Origin of the sequence: Alteromonas sp. ALT199 (assembly GCF_018619335.1) — a bacterium.
GTDB lineage: Bacteria > Pseudomonadota > Gammaproteobacteria > Enterobacterales > Alteromonadaceae > Alteromonas.
The window spans coordinates 1-373 of sequence record NZ_JAHHDX010000165.1; the positions used below are offsets into that span (position 1 = coordinate 1).

General features: G+C 38.3%; 1 protein-coding gene. It reads left to right on the top strand.

Annotation, left to right across the window (positions count from 1 at the left end):
* Window positions 1-349, top strand: a 349-nt coding sequence (locus tag KL866_RS19180; protein ID WP_214996534.1) for a hypothetical protein, incomplete at its 5' end; no start/stop codon positions are given.
* Window positions 350-373: the final 24 nt, after the last annotated feature.

The following is a 373-nucleotide window of genomic DNA, read 5'->3' on the forward strand; positions in this document are numbered from 1 at the left end:
CGTTATTGGAAAGTTATGTGCTCAAGGATTTAAAATGAATGCAAGAGAGTTCGTTAGCCTCTGGAAAGAAGAAATTAATACTTCATTAAGTCAGTACCAGGACACAAATCAGGAGTCTTTAGTGCAAGCTTTGTATCAAAAGTTAAACTTAACAACTGAACAGGAGAAAACTTTCTGGGAAGCTGCGGAAGTAATGTTAAACGATACCGCATATACATTTCTTATGGCACTAGACGGCTGCGCTCAACTTGGCGGAAATCAACAAACATATAAAATCTTTGGAGAAGATGGGAACTTAATATCTGACTGTGGGGATATTGAAGCCGCAGCAGGAGATCTTTTTGAGTAACGCACATAACAACTCAATAAACTC